Genomic DNA, 18,038 nt, shown 5'->3' with positions numbered 1-18,038 from the left:
GTTTCCCTTATGAAGAGAAAAGCTACACTGATACTCGGCTTGCTGATGTTGCTGGGTGTCACTATTTGCTTCGGGCAGGTCACACCTAATCCCGAATACAAAAAGACCTTACAGTTCCTGCAAGGTAACGATGTTTACGAAGAAGGCATGATGACCATCCTGAAAGGTTTGAAGAATTCGTTATGGGATCATTTCAGCCTCTTCATCACCGATGCCAAGGCATTGTCCGCCATATTCATGATCATTTTCTTTGCCATCAAATCTTATGAGATGATGGCGGGTGATAAGCGCATGGAGATCATGCCGCTGTTAAGGCCCTTTGGCCTGGTGATGGTCATTCTTTGGTGGGGTGGTTTTACCAAGGTCGTCGCGTTTCCTACCGACATGATTGCAGCCCAAACGGAAGAGATGTATAAGTCCGAGCAGAATAATGTCAATGACCTTCGTTTCGTCCGGGCGGAATATATGCTCAAAGTTGCCAATTCCCTGTATACCTACCAGGCGCAAACCGAAGTGGCCGCCAAAGAATCGGATACCTGGTACGGCAGGGCCTGGGACTCCGTGACCAGCACCGTCAAGGAAGGCATTTCGACCGTCGTGTCACCTTTACTGGAACTCAAGAACCGGCTTACGATCGGCCTGCAGCTGCTTTTCACCCAGTTGCTCGAACTTGCGGGCATCTGGATCCTGAGGATCGCGGTGTATATCATATTTATGATCCAGATCATTTATTCATCGATCTTGGTCATTCTGGGGCCGTTTTCAATAGCCGTGAGTATTCTGCCCGCCTTCCGCGACAGCTTCAGCACCTGGGTTGCCCGTTTTGTATCTGTCAATCTCTATTCAGGTATCGGTTACCTGGTGATGTATTTGTGTTCACTGGTCCAAAAGTATGCACTAACCTCGGAGATCAGTAAATACAAGGAGCTCGTGGGCGAGGACGGTCTGAACGCAAGCATTGAAAAGATGACCGTATTTGCCGGCAATGGCGTCCTTTCCTTCGGTACCGTGATTATCACGTTCGTGGTCGGCGCCATCTGTATGTTCACGGTGCCGAGTATATCCACCTGGATCATCTCGACCTCCGGCATTACTTCCGCATCTTCCAGCTTTGGCAGGGGCGCAGCAACGGTAGGCGGACTGGCTAAAAAAGCTTCCGGCAGTTTCTTTTAATCCCATCATAGTTTTACTTTTTTCCTTCTGTTTCCTGTTTATCCGGCCGCCTGTCACCCCTGCAGGCGGCTTTTTATTTCATTATTATGCTCATTAAAAATATCGAATCCAAGATCCGGCTGGCCACGACGGTCGCTATCGGCAGCCTCATCGCAGCGGTGATCATCGCTGGCCTGGCCTGCAGCTACGCTTACCGACAGGTGCTCAGCGCCCGGCAAAGCGTTTATATTCTCGATGGTAACGTGCCTATCCTCGCGAAACAAACGGATGTAACCATGAACCGGCCTGCAGAATACCGTGCACATGTCGACTTATTCCATGCTATTTTCTTTTCACTGACCCCTGATGATAAATACATCGAGTACCAGATGAAAAAATCGATGTATCTGATCGATGAATCCGGCGCCCAGCAAATGAACAACCTGAAAGAGAAAGGATATTTCAATTCGATCCTTTCCTCCAGCTCCGTGCTGACCCTGCAAACGGATTCTATTGTGGTTGATATGCCGCACAAATATTTTCGCTTTTACGGGAAATTAAAGATTGACCGGCGCAGCTCGACCATTGTCCGCTCACTGATCACAGAAGGTAACCTGAAAGATATCCCGCGGTCCGATAATAATCCGCACGGCGTGCTCATCACCAATTGGAAAACCCTTGAAAATAAAGACCTTGAAAATGTTCAAAAGAATTCATTCTAATCGTGATCCGGGCGATACGCTCGGGGGCGAATTAAAAAAAGAGTTTGCCGTTTATTTTGGAAAGGCCGGCCGGATCATCCGGAAGCTATTGGAACAAAATCCCAGATATACCTTGATCGGTATGTCGCTTTGCATCCTCTTATCGCTGGTCCTGTCATTCACCTTGTTCCGTCAGCCGCAAGCTACTGCACCTGCAACCACTCCTGCAAAGGCGGCAGCAGAAAAACAGATAGCTCCGGTCCGTGACGGGCTCGATCAGATCCTGGCGACCACTTCGGCCTTACAGCAAACCCTGGCGCTTAAAAAGCAGGTGGAGGCACTGCTGGCCAAGCCTGTGCTTACCCCTGCAGATAGCGCCGATTTGGAAAAAGCACTGGACCGGCTCAATCAATTACAAAATCATTTAAACCAGAAACCATGAAGATCAATTTTAAGCAGCCCAAATATATCCTGCCCCTGATCATCCTGCCTTTTCTTTGCCTCTTCTTCTATGTCTGGCACAGCAGCGCTGCGAAAAAGCAAACCTCGGTAAAATCCGAGACTGGCATTCAGGAAAACGTGGGCGATGTATCGCCCGACGTCAAAAGGAAAGGGCTTTCCGGTAAGCTGGATGCCTTTCGGAATACCTATAAGGAGTCGGATGGCTATACGGCGGTCAATCCAATCGGGGCCGAAACAACCGGTAACCCGGCTTTTATAAGCAGGTATAGTTCTGAGGAACAACGCAAACTGGATTCCATCGACCAGCAAATGAAACAGCAATACGGAAGTGGGAATCAAGCGATAAACAATCGTTCCTCTATATCCTATGCGGCAGTAAGTAGCCGCCATCCGGCGGCTGGTAGCACTTCTGATGACAAGGCGCTGGCTGCCGCCCTGTCCAACTTGTCCGCCCAACGGCGAAGGGCACCGACCTCGCCGGGTGCCACCGCTGTGCTTCCGGAAAAGGATCCAATGGAGTTGTTCAAAACGCAGATGGCCTACATGGACAGCATGAGCAAGACTAATGATCCGCAGTATAAGGCAGAAATGAAAAAAAAAGCGGTACTAGCCAAAGCCGAGGCTATACGAAAAAGCCAGCCGGTTTTGGAGGTCCGTAAATCGCTTGATCAACCGGATGATTTTAATACGGTGATGCCGCAAAAGCAGGAGAACTTTATAACGGCCATAATTGATGAGAATGTCACCGGTTATGCAGGATCCCGGATCCGGCTACGGCTGCTTGATGATATTTATGCCGGCCGCATGCTGATCAAAAAAGGCACCTATTTGTATGCTTTGATCTCCGGGTTCCAGGGTCAGCGGGTTACGCTTACCGTGCAATCCGTGCTGACCGGTAATGACATTTTGCCTGTTAAGCTGGAGGTATACGATCAGGATGGTCTGCCCGGACTATATGTGCCGGCCTCCGCTTTCCGGGATTTTACCAAGGACCTGAGCGGCAACTCCATGCAAGGCGTTACCATCGACGGTGGTGCACAGAACGGCAGCCAGTTCCTGATGAGCACCCTGGACAAAATGTTCCAGTCCACTTCTTCCGCCATTGCCAGCGCTATCCGCAAGAACAAGGCGAAGATCAAATACAATTCCTATATCTATTTAATTGACCCGCAGGCGCAGCAGAATGCCCTGCAAAATCACTAAATCATGCAAAAATTACGCTTTCTTTTAGCGGTCATATTGGTGACTGCTGGGCATGCTTTTGCCCAATCCGTTTCTACCAGCGGCTTTGAAAAGGCCGCACTGCCGGTGATCTATCTGCCGGAAGATCTTTCTGTTCATTTTGTCTCTCCCGAACCGATCCAGTACGTAGACATCTCCACGAAGGCAGTTATCGGCGACCTGCCCGTGAAAAACATTTTGCGCCTTCGCCGTCGGGCGGATTCTCTGCGAACAGCGAGTCTGGCTGTTGATGCCGTGCTAACTATCGTAGGTGAAAAGTTCATCGCCCAGTACCGCCTGGTCTTCGCCGCGGAAGGCACATCACTGCCGGTTCGCTCTGATATCGAAATCCTGCCTGCTGATACCCGGCCGCTGGACTATCCGGGCACCAACCTTTCGCGGCCCCAGCTTCAGCAGTATTCAGTAGCATTGCTGGGCCAAAAGCCAGACAAGCACCTTGAGCATAGTAAGGCTTACGGGCTCAGAGCCAATCTTGGGCATGTCTATACGCTGGGCGATTATATCTTCCTGGATATCAGCTTTGAGAACGAAACGAGGCTCAAATACGATATCGACGAATTGCGCTTTAAGATCGAGGATAAAAAAGTGACAAAGGCTACGACCATTCAAACGCTGGAGATTAAGCCGGACTTTGTGCTGTTTGATATTTCCTTTTTTAAAAAGCATTACCGCAACATCTTTGTCTTCAAAAAATTTACTTTCCCGGGTAATAAGCTGCTGACCGTCGAACTCAGTGAAAAGCAACTGTCCGGCCGCACAATTACCTTGAAGGTCCCTTACCAGGATATTCTCGATGCAGATATCATTCCAGTACCGTAGGGCCTCATTTACATCAAGATAGTTTGCGATGAAAACAGCAATCACCCGGTTTTATCCCCTCACACGATCTTTCAAGTTGATACAATCCATATACCAGACGAAGGAGCAGACGTTGGTCTGAGTTCTTTTCAATCTTTTAATATTTAATGTATAATTCATGGAAGAGACGCGTGAACAGCAAAAGTTGCATGGCTTTCTGCAATGTACAATTTATGTGATGGTCGCTCTGGAGGCTGCCATCTTTATTTACATCCGGGCACCTGTCTGGGGCATTTTTCATCCGGCACTGGTGAAGATCGCCCGGATTTCACTTTACGACAACCTGTTTTACAGTAAGCTGGCCACGCTGTCACTGATTTGCCTGGTCAGTATTGGTACACTGGCAAAAAAGAAAATGGATCTGGACCCCAAAAAACATATCGTTTACCCGTTGTCGTCCGGTTTACTGTTCTTTTTTGGTAGCCTTTGGTGCTATAACCGGCCGTCTGGCATGGTTTTTCCCTATACCAGTTGGTACAACCTTAGCTATATCGTCTTTTCTTTTGCCGGCGCTTTGCTTACAAGCATTGCCATGGATAATATTTCCAAAATCATCAGGTCCGGGCTTGGTAAAGACATCTGGAATGTAGAAGGCGAAAGCTTTATGCAACCTATTAAACGCGTGGATACGCCATACTCGGTCAATATACCGATGCTTTTCTATTATAAAGGTAAAGTGCGTGATGGCTGGATTAATCTGGTAAACCCCTTTCGTGGTAGCATTCTGATTGGGACACCGGGCAGCGGTAAATCGTTTGGCATTGTAAATCCTTTTATCCGGCAATTGATCGGAAAAGAATTCTGCGCTTGTATCTATGATTACAAGTATCCCGACTTGGGGAAGGTCGCCTATTACCATTACCTCCTGGCTAAACAAAATGGCAAATGCCGTATGCATCACTTTCATGTGGTCAATCTCAACCAGGTGGAAAAAAGCAGGCGGATCAACCCCTGGCGCAGCGATTATATCACTACGCTTGCTGAAGCATCCGAGAGTGCCGAGGGTTTGGTCGAGGCTCTCAAAAAAGGGGATAAATCAGGTGGCAGCGATCAGTTCTTTACGCAGTCGGCGATCAACTTCTTAGCGGCCTGTGTTTACTTTTTCAGCAAGCATGAGGGCGGCAAATATTCCAGCCTGCCGCATGTGCTGTCATTCCTTAACCGGAGCTACGAGGAGATCTTTAATACTCTGTTTTCCGAACAAGAACTAGTTTCCCTACTGTCGCCTTTCAAAAGCGCCTTTATGGCCAAGGCATTTGATCAATTAGAGGGTCAGGTTGGTACACTGAAGATATTCATTAGCCGTCTGGCCACCAAAGAATCGTTTTGGGTCTTCTCCGGTGATGATTTTGATCTGAAGATCTCCAATAAAGAGGCGCCGGGTATCCTGGTGTTGGCCAATGACCCGAACACCCAGAATATTAATTCGGCCTGTTATTCGGTCATCCTTAACCGCCTGACCAAGCTGATCAACAGCAAGGGCAACCTGCCCTCGGCACTCATCATCGACGAAGTGCCCACGCTGTATGTACATAAAGTAGAGAATTTGATTGCCGTCGCTCGTTCCAACAAAGTCAGCATCCTGCTTGGCCTGCAGGAACTGCCGCAGTTCCAGCAGCAGTACGGCAAAGATACCGCTGCGACGATCACTGCAGTGACCGGAAATGTGCTTTCCGGCTCGGTGCGCAATAAGGAAACGCTCGACTGGCTGGAAAAACTATTCGGTAAGAATAAACAGATCGGCGAAGGATTGTCCATTGACCGTAACAAGACGTCTACCTCGCTTAATGAAAAACTGGAATCGCTGATCCCGGCAGGCAAAATCGCCTCGCTAAATACGGGCGAGATGGTTGGCCTGATCGCACAGGATGTCCAGGACCACTATACCGGCCAGTTCGCAACCTCCGCAATCAACTGTAAGGTGAACCTCGACCGGGATGAGATCGAAGCTGAAGAGGCCGGTTACCGCGAGTTACCTACCTTTTATGATTTCGGTGACCAGAAGGACCAGGTGCTAAGGCAGAATTTCTTTCGCATTAATAGCGAGGTAGAAGCAATCGTCGCCCGTTTTGCGCAGCCCGCTCCTGAGAGCCCAACTGTCACCAAGGCATCCATGAATGGTGCCGATACTCATTAATAACTCACTTACTTTCTAAATGACCATGGATGAACTAACAGGCACCCTTGTTTTGGTGCACCCGCAACTGCCGTCTGACCCGGCAAAGAAACAGGGTCAGATCGGTATCATTACTTCCGCCGACCTGGGAAGAGACGATGTCTTTGTCAGCTTTGGCAAGGGCGAACAAGCGCTTTACGCCACAGATGCGCTAATGGTGTTGAAGAATCCCGACAGGCTTTATCGTGATCTGATCGCCAACTTTAAAGAACTGGAGAAGAACGACTTTAAAATGCTCTTTCAAATCAACCTGCTCCAGCAGCATGGTAACTCTAAACAGGTCAAGACAGCGATGGAACTGGCGCTTGGTAATGACATTGTGCTCAAACATGCCATGAACACGCTGGATGATCACCTTGGTATTAAGAAGTCTGAAGTTCAGGAACAGCAGCGGGCGCCAGCTGCAAAGATCGGGCGGTAACCATGAAAGCGCTTATTTATCTGATGCTCATCAGTAGTTCAATTCTTGCCAGGGCACAGATTCCCGGCAGTTTCAGCCTGCCGCTCGATGATCTACAATTGAATTCGCGCTATGGATACCGGGTTCATCCGCTCACCGGAAAAGTAAAGTTTCATGCCGGTGTAGATCTGGCTGCACGCAGCGATACGGTGTTTGCAGTATTAGACGGTAGGGTAACCAAGTCAGGATACAATCACAGCTTAGGTCTTTATGTAAATCTTGATCATGGCGGAGGATTGGAGAGCAGCTATGGCCACCTGTCTCAATGCTGGGTACTCGAAGGCGATACGATAAGGGTCGGCAGTCCCATTGGTCTGACCGGTGCCACTGGCCAGGTGACCGGTGAGCACCTGCATTTTGCCATCAAATTCTATCATCGATTTTTAAACCCGCTGGCCTTAATGAAAGCATTGCTTTTAAGCCAGGCCGGCCATCAATTACCCAATATGGCTAATCATGAATAGCACCGTAGAAATATCACTGACACGAAAGCTCCGCGAGCTGATTGGCTTGCAGGAGATAGCCCTGACCGCAGAAGAAGCGGACCTGTATGACATACAGGGTGCTGACCTGCTCGAACCTGATTTTTTAATCTTAGAAGAAGGAGGATACGACCATGAGTAATTTTAAAGCACTGCACGAACAGGTCGCAGAAAAATTGATCGCTGCCCTGGAGGCAGGAACATCACCCTTTCAAAAGCCATGGACCGACGATCATACTGCCGGTTTCATGACCCCGCTCAATCCAACGACCGGAAAAAATTATCGCGGCATGAACGCGCTCTGGCTGGCCATGCAGGACCGCCAGGATCCCAGGTGGATGACGCTTAAACAAGCGTCATTTCAAAAATGGAGCGTCGAGAAAGGCGCCAAGGCCACTCTCATTAATTTTGTGAAGACCACCGACCTGAAGCCGTTGCTGGATGAGAAAGGTGAAAAGGTGCTGGATGAAAACGGCAAAGCCAAAATGCAGACCGTCAAACTGGAGAAACCAGTCATCACCAATGCCTGGGTATTTAACGGCGAACAGATCAAGGGCATTCCCGAATGGAAAGAGGCTTATGACGCGAAACAAGCGGAGCAGCAATGGTCTCCGGTCGAAAAGGCAGAACAGATCGTGAGTGCCAGCCAAGCCAAGATCAAACATGGCGGTAACGAAGCGTATTATCATTTAACCAAAGACTTTATCCAGCTGCCCAAAAAGGAGCAATTTGATTCAGCTGCTAAATATTACGCCACCCTGCTGCACGAGCTCGGGCACTGGACCGGCGCGGAGACCCGACTGAACAGGCCTATGGAAGGCAAGTTCGGGTCCGAGGCTTATGCCCGGGAAGAGTTGCGTGCGGAAATCGCGTCGCTTATGATTGGCAGTGAACTGAATATCGGCCACAACTTCGGCCAGCATGCCGCTTACGTCGATTCCTGGATCAAAATTCTTAAAGACGAGCCTTTCGAACTGCATAAAGCCTCTGCCGATGCCCAAAAAATCTTTGATTTTGTGCTGGATATAGAAAATAAGCGCGATTTGAAACAGGATGTTGCCGCCAAAACTAATGACAACGTCCTGAATAAGGGAGACGTAATCTCTTATAAGGAAGCGGAATACCGTGTCCTCGCTATACTGAAAGGTAAGACCGCCCAGATGGTGGAACTGAATACCGGTAACAAATTCAAATTGGGTCCTAAAGATGGCTTGTATACTTCCTTAGTCAATGCGCGTAACAACCCGATAGGACGGGAAGTGGAACAAATGGCTTACTACGATGCAACGAAAGACAAAGTAGAGTTCGCGCACCAAATGGAAATGGCCCAGCAGGAACAAGCGCCTAGCCAGGGTATGAAACGTTAATTAATCACCAATTTACAATGACTCAGCAAATATTTAATGAAAGGGAATTGCCATTGGCAGAGCTCGAAAAGATTGGGCTCGCTAAAGACGGCAAATTACAGATCGAGCCAGGAGCGCTGCAGGCGCTACTTGCCGGCAGGCGGACGGAGATGGTCCGACTTGCCGACCTGTCAATGGATGGGTTTCATATTGCGCAATTGGACGCCAAGCTTTCGCTTCGCCCGGACGCCAATGGAAAACCGGAATTATTACTTCACCCTATATATAAGGAAGCGGAATACCCCGAATTTCTGACCGATGTAGAGGCCGAAGAATTGCAAAAAGGTCAGGCGGTCAATATTCGGAAGATCATTAAGGACGAAAAAGGCAAGCCCAAAGACATCCTGGTGGAATATGATCCGGAAACACGGGAGTTTATTATCACTGACACCGAAAAGATCATCGTGCCTGATCTGATTAACAACGAAAAGCTTACCATGGAGCAAAAAGAACGCTATCGGAAAGGGAAGAGCGTAGAACTCCCCGACGATACGATCATCCAATTCTCGGGTGGGGACAGCCATGGCATACGGTCTAACAAATTGGCGCTTGTTGCGTCTATCCTGGTAGACGGCGGCCTGTCCTTTATGCTTTATAAAGGCCTGCATGCCCTGCTGGGTGAAAAGCAGGACGAGAAAGAACGGGCCAGGATGAGCCCCGGTTACCGCCAGGCGCTGGAAGATATGCGCGAACAGAACGCCTCGAAAGCTACCCTTCCGGATTTCGCAATGAAAGATGAGTATTCGCGGGGCTATTCCCGTTCAGGAATTTCACGCTGATGCATCCTTATTTGACTAAGCTAGGGATTCCAGCGATCATCCAGCAGCATTGCTTACCATACCTGGAGACTGATCAGAACAGAAATATTTCATTTTCGTTTGGCGACGGGTATGAGATATTCGGTCCGGGCAGGCATTGGGTACCTGTAACCCAAGGCTTATGGTTCGCCGGAGCGCTTGATGATCCAGGTATTAGACATTTGATCATTGGTCATTCGGCCATGGAACTGATCGCCTTTTTAACGCTCCATCGTCATTTGTTTGATGATCTTAACCGGATACTGCTTGTAGCAACCGGTTCAGGATTACATTCCTCGCAGCTATCCCTGATCAGGGATAGCTGCGAGGGTAAATCCTGTGCCTTTATTTTTGGAAAAGATTTGTTCGGGCGCATTGCCGATTTAAAGGCAGCTGCCAGCTTACGAAAACTACCTGTTTCCATTTCCTTAAGGAGTGACGAGTGCCTGACAGTGATATTCCGATCACGGCATTTCGTTTTTACACAAAATAGTTTCAGTCTGAATGCCTTCGAGCGATCATCAGGATTTCGATTCCGAATACATAGTTATAAACCGAAATCTGCTTCTTCCTATTTGCATCAACTCGAAAGACGGGCATAGGATAATCTTATAATGGTCTCAATATAGTGATGAGCCATAAAAGCCGTTGCTTAACAAATTTCAACTCGCGGTGGATTTTAATCATTCGGGGTTTTCAGGGCCTATTTCGATGTAGGGAGATAGCAGGTGTAGTGCTGTAAATCCGCGGCAATCGATTATTTCGTTGTTTATGGTATCATAAAATACTTCTGCATAAAAATCCGGAAGTGAAAATAAAAGGATACGCTGATCACCCTCCGTACGAGTTGCGATATGTTCACCCTGCCAGGCGATCTGCGCCCGGCCATTTAAGTTTTTAATATTAAATTCGTAGAGCGTGACCATATCAATTAACTGACTTTACGCCAGGTATACTGTGAGGTGAGTTGGCTGAATTGAAAAAGTTTCTGTCGGGAATCGAAGTTGCGTTCGAAAGTAAAGCCGGAATAATTTAGCACTCTCCTTGCTGCACCGTTCTCCCTGCTGACCGCCGCACCGACTTCGGTGATGCCTCTCCGGTTCAATTCTGCCAGAAAGGCCGGTAAGATCTTACTCATGATCTTTTTCCCTCTTGCCGTGCCGCGTAGGTAAAATTCAATAAAATGATAATACCTGGGTAAATGGTAATGCTCTTTGATCGTGCCGGGTGTAAAATGTCAATCATCCCCAACAGCTTACCGGATTTTTTATCAGTTACGAAATGCAGAAAATTACGGTCACAATGAAAATTCAAGATGGTGTTTTTAAGCCAGCTATCTGCCTCCTGAACAGAACGGAGCCGTTTCTCGGGGATGAAACGGAGCGTGTCCGGATCTGAAAATAGTTGATAAATATCTTTAACTAAAGCTTCATAACGCTTCACATCTTCAGGTCCGAAGGCATGGACAATAACCTGGTCATTTTCCAGGTAAATCGGATCAAGCATACGGCTAAAATATCCATTTGAGCAATAACAGCCAAACTATCTTTTGAATAATCAGCCAGAATTCGCGTTGATGCGTTTAATCACTTCTGCTCTTAGATCCGGCTCGCCTATACTGCCGGCGGTGATTACCCATTCTTCCTGCAACCACTCGATCTGTGCAGTGTAGACATCATTGATGAAAATTTTGTAGTAACCCTTATATTTCTCAATCCTGATCTGATCAACTACTTGGTTACGGCTAAAGTTGAAATTCAAACTATGGGCACTTGCGTAATCCTGAATGCAATCAACAATTTGCAATACCTCAACTTTGATGAGCTGTGTACCGTTATATTTCCACTCGAAAAAGTCCAGTCCGGTAAAAAGCAGCTCACCTAAAAACCCGGGATGATCTTTACCGGTTAGTGCAAAGTTTGCTAAATATTTATCCCGCAATTCCGCTGCGTTGTACAGTTCGCTGTCATCTTTCGGGTATCTCTCATAAAGGTCATAAAAACCGGTATTAACTAAATAGTTTTCTTGCTCAATTAATACAGGTGCTACTTCTACTATGCTCTAGTAACGGTCAGCGCGCTGAATCTGCAGATTGATGGGGTTCCTCATGATGCTAAGTTAAGCAAACTAATAGGAAGTGTCGCACAGCAGCCAGGGCTGTGCCATCTACGTTATTGAGACCCTTTAAGAATGCTGTCTCGGCACTAAGGAAACTTTCCGGCGGTTTAATGACGCCGTGGTCGTTTGGGCTTTTTGAGCCTGTTATCGCGGATCGCTTCAGCTGGTTTTGAAGCATTTGATATTGGCAGTGACTTTTCATCGGCAAAGCGAACGCTAATTGTACGGCCTTCCATTTTTGTCCCATCAAGGGCGGCAATGGCCCGCTTTGCCCCAGCATCATCAGTCATTGTAATAAATCCGTAACCCTTTGGCTGGCCTGTTTCTTTATCTGTCACCAAAGTCACGGTATTGACCGTTCCGTGCAGGCTGAACAATTCCACAAGTGCGATCTGCTGGAAGTCTTTGGGGAAACCCACGATAAACAGTTTAGCCATAATCACTGCTAATATAAATAATCGTTTTGACTTGATCTTAACAGTATTTCATTGAACAAACGCAGCATGAACCTCACCGTTCTAACGAAGATTAATTCTAGTTTCTCAATATCTTTAATCATTGATAATGTTCAGTTATCCTGCATTCAGCATATTGCATTGTCACGGAATCCAAAAAACATTGAAAATAGCGTTCGAAAAGTCAATGCCGGCAAAGGTTTTCGTGCAACGGACATTTACCCCGAAGTTGAAAGCTATGATGATCTGAAGTATGATTACCTCGTTAAATACGAAATATACGGGCCGGTCATGGTCGAGTTAAAGCTCTTGCACAATGACGAAATACAGAATACCAACTATCGCAATGCGTATAAGGTCAAACTGGAAAAATACTTAAAGCTAATAACAGGCATGGGATCTATGCCGTCTTCCAAACTGACGACAAGCCCACTCATAAAACAGGCTATCAGAGTATGGTAAAGGAATATGCAGTCATCGAACGGGTGGAGTTTATATTTATTAAGTGCTATTGAAGAAATTAAAATAATTTGTTAATGGACAACCTCGATACAGCCCTGATCAACCTGCAAGAAAAATATGAGGCCCAGCCAGTTATTAAAGCATTGATCCAAAGCCTGCCGATCGGTGCCGCAACGGATACGATCCTGAGTGGCTACATCAATAAGATGAAAGCGGAAAAAGATGCGGACATTTTTTGAACAACTGGCCAATGGCGATGTCGAACTCACCGAAGACCTGATCAAGGACGATGGTTTTTTACACGCCTATTTTGCGACTGTCAATTATGTGCTGCTTAATCGAAGCAAGCTTAAGATTAAGGCATTTGCGGAGATCCTCAAATCCCTCTACCGAGACCAACTTAATATGGACGAATTTGAGGAAATCGAACAGATCTTCAATGAACTGAGCGAGCGTGAATTTCTCATCCTTTCTGTTAAATACGAATTCGAAAAGCATGCAGCCAGCGATACGCGCGAACTGAATCCGGCGCAACGCACCTCAACCTATTGGGCGGATTTCAAAAATGAGATCAAGAATAAATTTGGTATCGAAGCTGACGAACTCAACTCGATGCTTTTACGCGTACAAAGGACGGGCTGCTATAACAGACACAAAGGTTATTGGGACGAATCCAATGAAGAAGAAGGCAACACCACCCCGATCTTCGCAAGATTAAGAACTGTGGTCTCCTTCGAGCAATAAATAAAAGATCATGAAAATTACACCTTTTGCAATAGACGGACTGGTAACTTGTTTTATGGACAGAACTGGTCCCGAACTGGTTAAGCTGTTCAATAAAAACGACCTAAGAGCGATCCTGACAGAGGTGCTTAATGGTGCAGCAAAATCAGTCGAAGATATTGCCTTCTTTGAGGTAATTAACAAAGAAAAATTTAAAAAACTATTACTCGATATTTCAGGAAGCCTGTAATGGCAGGGGCGACAAAAAAGCTCAATATGGATATCTGTCGTGTATATTCAACATCATTCAGGACTAAAACCTGTTTCAAATCTCATAGACCGCTGCCAGTTGTTCCAATAGCTCATCCAAGCTGATGGCACCCACTCCAGCTGCTTTGGCCATTGCCCTGATGTCTGGCTTTTCTTCTCTCATTACTTCGATAAAGGCCGCTATATCTGCTTTAATCATATCGGGGGCATCGGCCCTATCCTCTCCGCTGAGCGTGGTGACCAGTTTGAGAATATCTTTCTTGTGTTTATCAATATCATTTTGCTGTATTTGCTGGCCTTCGGCTTTGCGCTGTCGGTTATTTAAAAATGCTTTTACTTTCAGCACGATCAATGCACGTTCATTGGCAATCCGTAGCTGGTCTAACGTATCACAGTTGGTCAATGTAAACTGGTAATATTCATCATGCAGCAACATGGCGGATAAACTGGATAAGGCTTCATCGGTCGGTACAGGAGTTAAATGAAAGTCTTCCGGCAACTCAATGCCATCCGGTTTTCGTGAAAACAGCTCTACGACAACGGGGAAGCCTTCCGCCTGTGGGTTACTGAAGCGGAAGAACCTTCGCTCTCCACCATCGAAAAACTGGTTTACGTACTTACCATCCCGAATAAACTTCCAGAATTGTTCCTGGAATGGACGGTCCAGCGCTTCAACGATCAATAACATATCAATGTCTTTTGTCGCACGGAAATCGATCTCTCTTTCACTAAATCGGATCTCACAGGCGGTTCCTCCGATTATAATATAATGCTCCTGGTAATTTTCAAAATATGACCGTAAACGGTCCAAACCTATGACCATAATTGTGTTAATAATTCATTTAATGCGATCTGGATACGTTCGTCGTCCGATTCCTTCAGGCTTAAGTAAAGGGATAATTTGTCTACCGTTTTTGCATTGCCAAGGAGTTGTGGGGGATACTGCCAGGTCTCCAGCCGGTATCGGCCATAGCGTGGATGATTCGCGGCTGTTGGCAATGTTGTTAGTTTTACTTTCGCAACTGCGTAAGATGGCTGATCTCCCGCAGAGATCAGGGTGTATTGGGATAAAGCGGTATCGCCGCTCATTAAAGTCTGCTGTGGTAACTCATTTACATAATATACATTGCGGATCGGCGTGCGTAATAAAGGCATTGCCTGTTCCCAAAGCGAGCGAGGTTCCTGAGCAAGGAATCGTATGCGCTTCTCCTTCGTGCCGGACAGTTCTATCAATTGCAATTGTTCCAATTCTTTAACGATACGCGAAACAGACATTGCGGAGTAATTCAGTTTCTCGGCAATAGTGTTTAATGGCAGGTCTTCCAAAGATATCATCTGCAAATGATAAAGGACGGCTAGCTGTGCCGCATAAGTCATTGGCTCATCAGGTTTAACCACATGCTGCACCGTATTACGCAATTCTCCCAGGTCGATCAACAGTTCGGGCAGGAATAGTTGGCGGCCTGGCTGCGCGAAGGCGACTCCCCGCTCGATCAGACGTTTTCTGTCCCAGGAAGCAAGGTCAGCCAGTACATACACCACGGGGCGTTTGAAGATCCTGCGTAATTCATTCCCTTGTTTGGCCAGTCTTTCCGGCGTGACTTCTGCTTCTTCTCGCACGGCCGCGAAAAGCAAGGGACGACCATACAGTTCACTCTCATAAAAAGTATAATTTCCTTTCAGATAAAGAGGAAGGCGCGAGGTCGATTCCTTACTTGCCTGCTTGGCCTCTATCTGAATCGCAAAATTTCGGTACAAATAGTCCAGCAACTCATCCATTATACAATAATAACAAATATTTGCATAATAACAAAATAGATGTTAGTGTGCATTATTGTGTTAGCAAAATACTGCTCGAATATTTACCTGATGATATCACCTGAAGTCGTTAAAATTAACGAACTTGATATCGCTTTTAATTGAAGACGATATGGCTTATATAATGGTTGATGTAGAGAGTGACGGGCCGATACCAGGAGATTATTCTATGATATGCTTTGGAGCTGTTATTGTAGGCGATGATCTATCCCGTACGTTTTATGGTAAACTAAAACCGATAAGTGATCAATATCTTCTGGAGGCGCTTGCCATCTCTGGATTTACCCGTGAGGAAGTATTTTCATTTGATGACCCTTATACGGTTATGCATAATTTTGCAGAATGGATAAGTGCCAACAGCGAAGGCAAACCTGTATTTATCAGCGATAACAACGGATATGACTGGATGTTCATTTGCTGGTATTTTCATCACTTCTTAAACTTGAACCCATTCGGTTATAGCTCTCAAAATTTGGGGAGTTTTTATAAAGGCATCATTAAGGATACTTCTAAAAACTTCAAACATCTTCGTCAGACACGACATACGCATAATCCTGTTGAGGATGCCTTAGGCAACGCGGAAGCATTTTTGACCATCATTAAAGAGCATAACATAAAAATTTCCTTATAGCATCGCACTTTATGCGATATCGTAACCTAAAAAAATAATTATTTGTTTTTTAGGTTACGATTCCGTATGTTTGAATATGGAAAATTTATTAGGATTAAAGCTTAAAGATTTGCGGGAGGGTTTGAACTTCTCCTATCAGCAATTGGCTGATCAAGTCGGAGTAGCCAAACAATCTATTTTTAAATTTGAGAAAGGTCATTCTAAGCCAGGCCCCGATACTTTACTGAAAATGGCCGAATTATTTAATGTACCTTATTCCTTTTTTTACGAAAGCGCAGCTACCAGTTTGAACTTTGAGAATATCAGGTTTAGGGATGCCCACAAGATCTTTGATGTAGAGAGCCATCTAAAAGAGGTAACTGATAAAGTGATCGACTACATCGCTAAGTTTTTGGAATTGGAAAAGATCATGGGTTATGTCCGGCAATTTGAGAATCCTTTGGAGGATATGGTTATCAATAACGAAAAGGATATTGAAAAGGCAGCTAAAGTGCTGCGGAAGAAATGGAAGATCGGTAACTCTCCTATCCTGGATGTGGTTGAAACGTTGGAGTCTAAAGGGGTGTTCGTGGTAGAGGTAAGCCGGGCGGAAGATTTCTGTGGCTTAAGCGGGCAGTTAAATAAGAATATACCGATAATCGTACTGAACGAAAGGTCGCTCACACTCGAACGTAAGCGCTTTACTGCGCTTCACGAACTCGGGCACATTGTATTGAAATTTGACGAAAGCTTCTCTGACGATAAGATGGAGTTTTATTGTAACTTCTTCGCTGGGGCAGTACTGATCGTGGACGAATCATTGTATGCAGAGTTTGGGAAAAATCGTACGTCAATTTCTTTGGCGGAACTTAAACGGATCAAAGAGCTTTATGGCATTTCTATACAAGCCATAATCATCAGGGCAAGGCAAACCGAGTTTATTGATAACCGCACGCATAATGAGTGGTGGCAGATGTATAATGAGTGGTATAGTGGCGGTGATAATGCCAATGATTTCGGCCGTTTTAATTGCCAGGAAAAGGCGACAAGGTTTAATAATATGGTTACACAAGGCGTGACCGAAGGGCGTTTGTCCTGGTCTAAGGCCGCGGAATTGAGTGGGAAGAAAATTGATAATTTAAAGAAGGAACTGAATGTTTTAAATTTTAATGTAAGAAACTAATGTTTATAATAAACGATATGGAATTGCTATCCCGTTTGGGTAAATACAATATCTTGAGTGGTATACTGCTGCAGAACAGCATTTCTATATCAGCTATTAGATTAAACGATTATAGTTTCCAGCTAAAGAAGCAGATTCAAATATACACCGGTTTAAAGACCGAATTCCCGGAGGGTGGATTTGATGTTTGGGTGGATGGGAAAAGAGGGAATGCTTCGATTGGCGACTTGAGTTCATTATACATTGCCCAAAAGCAAGATCTTTCAATAGTGCTTTCGGATGAGGATCAGCATCTATCAGTCCTGGCAAAAGCAGCAAGAGTGGTCAGTATAAACTTTGATGAATTTATACGTAGGACCGTGAAGGATCAGCATATGATACAGATCTATAATTTAATAAAACGAGCAGCATAAAACATATGGATTCAACATAAAAAAAGCCGACAAGAATAGGCTTATCGACTTAAATTGAAGCAGAGCTTCGTTGGATTGTGCAACCAAATATACATCTATTTGGATATCTACAAAAACTCCCTTCCTTTTTTAGCAAGATAATCCTGTAATCTTTTTATTACCGTACGATCAGCAATGACGTGCCTTTACAAATTTTGAGCTTTTAAGCTCGAACAGGACAGATATAGTTTAAATTTTAATCAAGGAGGAA

26 protein-coding genes are annotated in these 18,038 nt (G+C 45.8%); 19 read left to right on the top strand and 7 right to left on the bottom strand.

The genetic code is table 11. The features are described from left to right. Window positions 1-9 precede the first annotated feature (9 nt). The 12 genes from ABDD95_RS19365 to ABDD95_RS19310 all read left to right on the top strand — a co-directional run bounded on the left by ABDD95_RS19365 (window position 10) and on the right by ABDD95_RS19310 (window position 10,338). Complete coding sequence (locus tag ABDD95_RS19365) at window positions 10-1,173, top strand: plasmid transfer protein (RefSeq protein ID WP_345949001.1); 1,164 nt, start codon at window positions 10-12, stop codon at window positions 1,171-1,173. 86 nt (window positions 1,174-1,259) lie between these two features. Continuing rightward, on the top strand, window positions 1,260-1,874 hold the full coding sequence (gene traK, locus ABDD95_RS19360; RefSeq protein ID WP_345949000.1) for a conjugative transposon protein TraK: 615 nt from the start codon (window positions 1,260-1,262) through the stop codon (window positions 1,872-1,874). After that, window positions 1,852-2,295, top strand: coding sequence for a hypothetical protein (locus ABDD95_RS19355; protein ID WP_345948999.1), 444 nt, complete (start codon window positions 1,852-1,854; stop codon window positions 2,293-2,295). The genes traK and ABDD95_RS19355 overlap by 23 nt, the downstream gene beginning before the upstream one ends. After that, window positions 2,292-3,518: a conjugative transposon protein TraM gene (gene traM / locus ABDD95_RS19350; RefSeq protein ID WP_345948998.1), complete on the top strand. Its 1,227-nt coding sequence runs from the start codon at window positions 2,292-2,294 to the stop codon at window positions 3,516-3,518. The genes ABDD95_RS19355 and traM overlap by 4 nt, the downstream gene beginning before the upstream one ends. Before the next feature lie 3 nt (window positions 3,519-3,521). Further along, window positions 3,522-4,376 carry a conjugative transposon protein TraN gene (traN, locus tag ABDD95_RS19345; RefSeq protein WP_345948997.1) on the top strand — a complete coding sequence of 285 codons (855 nt, stop codon included), beginning with the start codon at window positions 3,522-3,524 and terminating at the stop codon, window positions 4,374-4,376. Between the two features lie 157 nt (window positions 4,377-4,533). Beyond that, complete coding sequence (locus tag ABDD95_RS19340) at window positions 4,534-6,552, top strand: type IV secretory system conjugative DNA transfer family protein (protein WP_345948996.1); 2,019 nt, start codon at window positions 4,534-4,536, stop codon at window positions 6,550-6,552. 25 nt (window positions 6,553-6,577) lie between these two features. After that, entirely contained in the window at window positions 6,578-7,012 is a 435-nt protein-coding gene (locus ABDD95_RS19335) for a hypothetical protein (RefSeq protein WP_345948995.1), read from the top strand. 2 nt (window positions 7,013-7,014) lie between these two features. Continuing rightward, window positions 7,015-7,515, top strand: coding sequence for a M23 family metallopeptidase (locus ABDD95_RS19330; protein ID WP_345948994.1), 501 nt, complete (start codon window positions 7,015-7,017; stop codon window positions 7,513-7,515). Next, window positions 7,508-7,675 (top strand): hypothetical protein, encoded by a 168-nt coding sequence (locus ABDD95_RS19325; RefSeq protein ID WP_345948993.1) that lies wholly within the window; start codon window positions 7,508-7,510, stop codon window positions 7,673-7,675. Before ABDD95_RS19330 ends, ABDD95_RS19325 begins: the two co-directional genes overlap by 8 nt. Next, complete coding sequence (locus tag ABDD95_RS19320; RefSeq protein ID WP_345948992.1) at window positions 7,668-8,900, top strand: zincin-like metallopeptidase domain-containing protein; 1,233 nt, start codon at window positions 7,668-7,670, stop codon at window positions 8,898-8,900. The genes ABDD95_RS19325 and ABDD95_RS19320 overlap by 8 nt, the downstream gene beginning before the upstream one ends. A 17-nt stretch (window positions 8,901-8,917) precedes the next feature. Then, complete coding sequence (locus ABDD95_RS19315) at window positions 8,918-9,718, top strand: DUF4099 domain-containing protein (RefSeq protein WP_345948991.1); 801 nt, start codon at window positions 8,918-8,920, stop codon at window positions 9,716-9,718. 11 nt (window positions 9,719-9,729) lie between these two features. Next, complete coding sequence (locus ABDD95_RS19310; RefSeq protein ID WP_345948990.1) at window positions 9,730-10,338, top strand: hypothetical protein; 609 nt, start codon at window positions 9,730-9,732, stop codon at window positions 10,336-10,338. An 81-nt stretch (window positions 10,339-10,419) separates the two neighbouring features. On the opposite strand, the gene ABDD95_RS19305 is transcribed toward ABDD95_RS19310, so the two are convergent. From ABDD95_RS19305 to ABDD95_RS19285, 5 genes are all read right to left on the bottom strand, one after another. After that, window positions 10,420-10,662 carry a hypothetical protein gene (locus tag ABDD95_RS19305; protein WP_345948989.1) on the bottom strand — a complete coding sequence of 81 codons (243 nt, stop codon included), beginning with the start codon at window positions 10,660-10,662 and terminating at the stop codon, window positions 10,420-10,422. A gap of 5 nt (window positions 10,663-10,667) precedes the next feature. Beyond that, window positions 10,668-10,874: a hypothetical protein gene (locus tag ABDD95_RS19300; protein WP_345948988.1), complete on the bottom strand. Its 207-nt coding sequence runs from the start codon at window positions 10,872-10,874 to the stop codon at window positions 10,668-10,670. Further along, the gene (locus ABDD95_RS19295; RefSeq protein WP_345948987.1) at window positions 10,871-11,242 is read right to left on the bottom strand and encodes a hypothetical protein; all 372 of its coding nucleotides are present in this window, start codon (window positions 11,240-11,242) and stop codon (window positions 10,871-10,873) included. The genes ABDD95_RS19300 and ABDD95_RS19295 overlap by 4 nt, the downstream gene beginning before the upstream one ends. Before the next feature lie 51 nt (window positions 11,243-11,293). Continuing rightward, complete coding sequence (locus ABDD95_RS19290) at window positions 11,294-11,677, bottom strand: hypothetical protein (protein WP_345948986.1); 384 nt, start codon at window positions 11,675-11,677, stop codon at window positions 11,294-11,296. A gap of 284 nt (window positions 11,678-11,961) precedes the next feature. Beyond that, on the bottom strand, window positions 11,962-12,291 hold the full coding sequence (locus ABDD95_RS19285) for an RNA-binding protein (RefSeq protein WP_345948985.1): 330 nt from the start codon (window positions 12,289-12,291) through the stop codon (window positions 11,962-11,964). A gap of 159 nt (window positions 12,292-12,450) precedes the next feature. Between ABDD95_RS19285 and ABDD95_RS19280 the strand changes: the two genes are divergently transcribed. The 4 genes from ABDD95_RS19280 (at window position 12,451) to ABDD95_RS19265 (ending at window position 13,744) form a co-directional block, all read left to right on the top strand. Then, window positions 12,451-12,771: a hypothetical protein gene (locus tag ABDD95_RS19280; protein ID WP_345948984.1), complete on the top strand. Its 321-nt coding sequence runs from the start codon at window positions 12,451-12,453 to the stop codon at window positions 12,769-12,771. Window positions 12,772-12,845: 74 nt separating this feature from the next. Beyond that, on the top strand, window positions 12,846-13,010 hold the full coding sequence (locus tag ABDD95_RS19275) for a hypothetical protein (RefSeq protein ID WP_345948983.1): 165 nt from the start codon (window positions 12,846-12,848) through the stop codon (window positions 13,008-13,010). Further along, on the top strand, window positions 12,994-13,515 hold the full coding sequence (locus ABDD95_RS19270) for a hypothetical protein (RefSeq protein WP_345948982.1): 522 nt from the start codon (window positions 12,994-12,996) through the stop codon (window positions 13,513-13,515). Before ABDD95_RS19275 ends, ABDD95_RS19270 begins: the two co-directional genes overlap by 17 nt. A 10-nt stretch (window positions 13,516-13,525) precedes the next feature. Further along, window positions 13,526-13,744 (top strand): hypothetical protein, encoded by a 219-nt coding sequence (locus ABDD95_RS19265; RefSeq protein ID WP_345948981.1) that lies wholly within the window; start codon window positions 13,526-13,528, stop codon window positions 13,742-13,744. A 75-nt stretch (window positions 13,745-13,819) separates the two neighbouring features. On the opposite strand, the gene ABDD95_RS19260 is transcribed toward ABDD95_RS19265, so the two are convergent. Together ABDD95_RS19260 and ABDD95_RS19255 are read right to left on the bottom strand one after the other, a co-directional pair. After that, a complete protein-coding gene (locus ABDD95_RS19260; RefSeq protein ID WP_345948980.1) occupies window positions 13,820-14,587 on the bottom strand; it encodes a hypothetical protein in 768 nt (255 codons plus the stop codon). After that, a complete protein-coding gene (locus ABDD95_RS19255) occupies window positions 14,578-15,543 on the bottom strand; it encodes a helix-turn-helix domain-containing protein (RefSeq protein ID WP_345948979.1) in 966 nt (321 codons plus the stop codon). The genes ABDD95_RS19260 and ABDD95_RS19255 overlap by 10 nt, the downstream gene beginning before the upstream one ends. 151 nt (window positions 15,544-15,694) lie before the next feature. On the opposite strand from ABDD95_RS19255, the gene ABDD95_RS19250 reads away from it, so the two are divergent. From ABDD95_RS19250 to ABDD95_RS19240, 3 genes are all read left to right on the top strand, one after another. Beyond that, window positions 15,695-16,213 (top strand): exonuclease, encoded by a 519-nt coding sequence (locus ABDD95_RS19250; protein ID WP_345948978.1) that lies wholly within the window; start codon window positions 15,695-15,697, stop codon window positions 16,211-16,213. Between the two features lie 76 nt (window positions 16,214-16,289). Then, window positions 16,290-17,375, top strand: a complete 1,086-nt coding sequence (locus ABDD95_RS19245) for an XRE family transcriptional regulator (RefSeq protein ID WP_345948977.1) — start codon at window positions 16,290-16,292, stop codon at window positions 17,373-17,375. A gap of 17 nt (window positions 17,376-17,392) precedes the next feature. Further along, window positions 17,393-17,788, top strand: coding sequence for a hypothetical protein (locus ABDD95_RS19240; RefSeq protein ID WP_345948976.1), 396 nt, complete (start codon window positions 17,393-17,395; stop codon window positions 17,786-17,788). The last annotated feature ends 250 nt before the right edge of the window (window positions 17,789-18,038 follow it).

This window comes from Mucilaginibacter sp. PAMB04274, assembly GCF_039634385.2.
Classification (GTDB): Bacteria; Bacteroidota; Bacteroidia; order Sphingobacteriales; family Sphingobacteriaceae; genus Mucilaginibacter.
This window is presented reverse-complemented; position numbering and strand designations above follow the sequence as displayed.

Excerpts from the sequence above, each read along its gene's own strand:
- ABDD95_RS19365 (WP_345949001.1), top strand. The coding sequence starts at position 10 with ATGAAGAGAAAAGCTACACTGATACTCGGCTTGCTGATGTTGCTGGGT.
- traK (WP_345949000.1), top strand. The coding sequence starts at position 1,260 with ATGCTCATTAAAAATATCGAATCCAAGATCCGGCTGGCCACGACGGTC.
- ABDD95_RS19355 (WP_345948999.1), top strand. The coding sequence starts at position 1,852 with ATGTTCAAAAGAATTCATTCTAATCGTGATCCGGGCGATACGCTCGGG.
- traM (WP_345948998.1), top strand. The coding sequence starts at position 2,292 with ATGAAGATCAATTTTAAGCAGCCCAAATATATCCTGCCCCTGATCATC.
- traN (WP_345948997.1), top strand. The coding sequence starts at position 3,522 with ATGCAAAAATTACGCTTTCTTTTAGCGGTCATATTGGTGACTGCTGGG.
- ABDD95_RS19340 (WP_345948996.1), top strand. The coding sequence starts at position 4,534 with ATGGAAGAGACGCGTGAACAGCAAAAGTTGCATGGCTTTCTGCAATGT.
- ABDD95_RS19335 (WP_345948995.1), top strand. The coding sequence starts at position 6,578 with ATGGATGAACTAACAGGCACCCTTGTTTTGGTGCACCCGCAACTGCCG.
- ABDD95_RS19330 (WP_345948994.1), top strand. The coding sequence starts at position 7,015 with ATGAAAGCGCTTATTTATCTGATGCTCATCAGTAGTTCAATTCTTGCC.
- ABDD95_RS19325 (WP_345948993.1), top strand. The coding sequence starts at position 7,508 with ATGAATAGCACCGTAGAAATATCACTGACACGAAAGCTCCGCGAGCTG.
- ABDD95_RS19320 (WP_345948992.1), top strand. The coding sequence starts at position 7,668 with ATGAGTAATTTTAAAGCACTGCACGAACAGGTCGCAGAAAAATTGATC.
- ABDD95_RS19315 (WP_345948991.1), top strand. The coding sequence starts at position 8,918 with ATGACTCAGCAAATATTTAATGAAAGGGAATTGCCATTGGCAGAGCTC.
- ABDD95_RS19305 (WP_345948989.1), bottom strand. The coding sequence starts at position 10,662 with ATGGTCACGCTCTACGAATTTAATATTAAAAACTTAAATGGCCGGGCG.
- ABDD95_RS19300 (WP_345948988.1), bottom strand. The coding sequence starts at position 10,874 with ATGAGTAAGATCTTACCGGCCTTTCTGGCAGAATTGAACCGGAGAGGC.
- ABDD95_RS19295 (WP_345948987.1), bottom strand. The coding sequence starts at position 11,242 with ATGCTTGATCCGATTTACCTGGAAAATGACCAGGTTATTGTCCATGCC.
- ABDD95_RS19285 (WP_345948985.1), bottom strand. The coding sequence starts at position 12,291 with ATGGCTAAACTGTTTATCGTGGGTTTCCCCAAAGACTTCCAGCAGATC.
- ABDD95_RS19275 (WP_345948983.1), top strand. The coding sequence starts at position 12,846 with ATGGACAACCTCGATACAGCCCTGATCAACCTGCAAGAAAAATATGAG.
- ABDD95_RS19270 (WP_345948982.1), top strand. The coding sequence starts at position 12,994 with ATGCGGACATTTTTTGAACAACTGGCCAATGGCGATGTCGAACTCACC.
- ABDD95_RS19265 (WP_345948981.1), top strand. The coding sequence starts at position 13,526 with ATGAAAATTACACCTTTTGCAATAGACGGACTGGTAACTTGTTTTATG.
- ABDD95_RS19260 (WP_345948980.1), bottom strand. The coding sequence starts at position 14,587 with ATGGTCATAGGTTTGGACCGTTTACGGTCATATTTTGAAAATTACCAG.
- ABDD95_RS19255 (WP_345948979.1), bottom strand. The coding sequence starts at position 15,543 with ATGGATGAGTTGCTGGACTATTTGTACCGAAATTTTGCGATTCAGATA.
- ABDD95_RS19250 (WP_345948978.1), top strand. The coding sequence starts at position 15,695 with ATGGCTTATATAATGGTTGATGTAGAGAGTGACGGGCCGATACCAGGA.
- ABDD95_RS19245 (WP_345948977.1), top strand. The coding sequence starts at position 16,290 with ATGGAAAATTTATTAGGATTAAAGCTTAAAGATTTGCGGGAGGGTTTG.
- ABDD95_RS19240 (WP_345948976.1), top strand. The coding sequence starts at position 17,393 with ATGGAATTGCTATCCCGTTTGGGTAAATACAATATCTTGAGTGGTATA.